This window comes from bacterium (assembly GCA_021372775.1).
Lineage (GTDB): Bacteria > Acidobacteriota > Polarisedimenticolia > J045 > J045 > JAJFTU01.
In genome coordinates this window covers 1-2,136 of sequence record JAJFTU010000266.1, presented here as the reverse complement: position 1 = coordinate 2,136, position 2,136 = coordinate 1, and the positions used below count along the sequence as shown (strand labels likewise).

3 protein-coding genes are annotated in these 2,136 nt (G+C 73.1%); 2 read left to right on the top strand and 1 reads right to left on the bottom strand.

From position 1 onward, the window contains the following. On the bottom strand, positions 1-320 hold a 320-nt coding region (gene trxA / locus LLG88_09390), incomplete at its 3' end, for a thioredoxin (GenBank protein ID MCE5247115.1). Between the two features lie 231 nt (positions 321-551). Here trxA and cysK point away from each other — a divergent pair. Beyond that, entirely contained in the window at positions 552-1,526 is a 975-nt protein-coding gene (gene cysK, locus LLG88_09385) for a cysteine synthase A (protein MCE5247114.1), read from the top strand. Then, the gene (locus tag LLG88_09380; GenBank protein MCE5247113.1) at positions 1,523-2,041 is read left to right on the top strand and encodes a hypothetical protein; all 519 of its coding nucleotides are present in this window, start codon (positions 1,523-1,525) and stop codon (positions 2,039-2,041) included. Before cysK ends, LLG88_09380 begins: the two co-directional genes overlap by 4 nt. Positions 2,042-2,136: the final 95 nt, after the last annotated feature.

Genomic DNA, 2,136 nt, shown 5'->3' with positions numbered 1-2,136 from the left:
ATCGCCTCGGTCAGGATCGACGCGAGCTCGCTCTTCGGCCGGTTGCCGACGACCTGCTTCGTCACCTGCCCTTCCTGGAAGAGGATCATCGTCGGCACCGACATGATGCGGAACCGCTGCGCCGCGTTGCGCGACTCGTCGATGTCCACGTTGACGATCTTGACCTTCCCGCCGTACTCCTTCGACAGATCCTCCAGCGTCGGCGCCAGCGCCTTGCAGGGACCGCACCACGTCGCGGAAAAGTCGACGAGCACAGGGACGTTGGACTGCAGAACTTCGCGGTCGAAAGAGTCGTCGGTGACACGGGGCAGGTTGGCCATGGGCTTCTCCTGAGTGGGTGGTCTCGGGCGCGAATGCGTCCGCCGGCTGATCCCCGGCCCCCGCCGGGGACGCGGCTGCTTTCCTCGCGCCCAGAGATGGTACACCGCGCCCCGCGGCCAGTCAGTTCGCGCCCCGGAGGCGACTCCCGCCGCGGGCGACGCGATTGTTGCTGCCGCGGGAGGCGCTCCGCCGCATACTGGAATTCCAGTTCCACGTTGCAGGAGGCCGCCATGGAGGAACGGATCTACGCCGACATCACGGCGACGATCGGGAACACCCCGCTCGTCCGGATCAACCGGCTCGCCGCGGGGTGCGGGGCGGAGATCCTCGCCAAGCTGGAGTACTTCAACCCGCTCAGTTCGGTGAAGGACCGGATCGGCCTCGCGATGATCGACGACGCCGAGCGGCGCGGACTCCTCCGTCCGGGCGGCGTGATCGTCGAGCCGACGTCGGGAAACACCGGGATCGGCCTCGCCTTCGTCGCCGCGGCGCGCGGCCTGCGCTGCGTCCTCGTCATGCCGGAGTCGATGAGCGTCGAGCGGCGCGCGCTGCTGATGGCACTCGGCGCGGAGGTCGTGCTCACCCCGGCGAAGTACGGGATGAAGGGGGCGATCGCCGAGGCGGAGCGGCTGCTGCGGGAGAACGAAGGCTGGTTCATGCCGCGGCAGTTCGACAACCCGGTCAACCCCGCCGCGCATCGCCGCACGACCGCGGAGGAGATTTGGCGGGACGCGGGGGGGCGGCTCGACGTCTTCGTCGCCGGCGTCGGCACCGGCGGGACGCTCACCGGCTGCGGCAAGCTGCTCAAGGAGCGGCTCCCGCATCTGCGGATCGCGGCGGTCGAGCCGAGCGAGTCCCCCGTCCTATCGACGGGCCAGGCGGGGCCGCACAAGATCCAAGGGATCGGCGCGGGTTTCGTGCCGAGCGTGCTCGACCGTTCCCTGATCGACGAGGTCGTGACGGTCGGCGCCGACGAGGCGTTCGACATGGCGCGCCGCGCGGCGCGCGAGGAGGGGCTGCTCGTCGGCATCTCCAGCGGCGCCGCGCTGGCGGCGGCGATCCGGATCGGCCGGCGGCCGGAGAGCCGCGGAAAGCGGATCGTCGCGATCGTTCCGAGCTGCGGCGAGCGCTACCTGAGCACCGAGTTGTTCCAGGAGGTCGCGGAGCGCGCCAAGGCGCTGCGCGTCGCCGAGGTCGCGCCGTGAGCGGGCGCGCCGGCACGATCGTCGGCCGCGCCGCCGCGGCGTGCGCCGCGCTCCTCGCCCTCGCCGTCGCCGCCCTCGCGGCGCCGCCCGCGACGCCCCCCGCGACGCCCCCGCCGGCGAAGGACAAGGGCGCGGCGGCGCCCGCGAAGGAGGGAGCGGGCAAGACGACGGCGACCGCGGCGAAGGGCGCCGCGCGGAAGGCCGGGGAGACGGCGAAGAAGGTGGGCAAGGAGGTCGGCGAGGCCGCGGAGAAGGTCGGCAAGGAAGTCGGCGCCGCGGCCAAGGAAGGCGCCGTGGAAGTCGCGGACGCCGCCAAGCGCGGCGGGAAGGCGGTCGGCGCCGCGGCGAAGAAGACCGGCAAGGAGGTCGCCGCCGAAGCGAAGAAGGTCGGCAAGAAGGCGGGCGAAGCGACGAAGCCCGCCGACCGCAAGGCGAAGCCCGCGCCGCGGAAGGAAGGCCGGCGGCGCGGCGCGCATCGCGCGCGCCGCAACAGCGCCGCGCGCCGCGCGGACTGAGCGGCGCGAGGCGTCTCGCGCCGCGCCGCGCGGACTGAGCGGCGCTACGGCACGAGGATCGTCGAGCCGGTCGTCCGCCGCTCCTCGAGCGCGCG

Bases quoted from the DNA above. Each gene is read 5' to 3' on its own strand.
- cysK (MCE5247114.1), top strand. From the start codon at position 552: ATGGAGGAACGGATCTACGCCGACATCACGGCGACGATCGGGAACACC.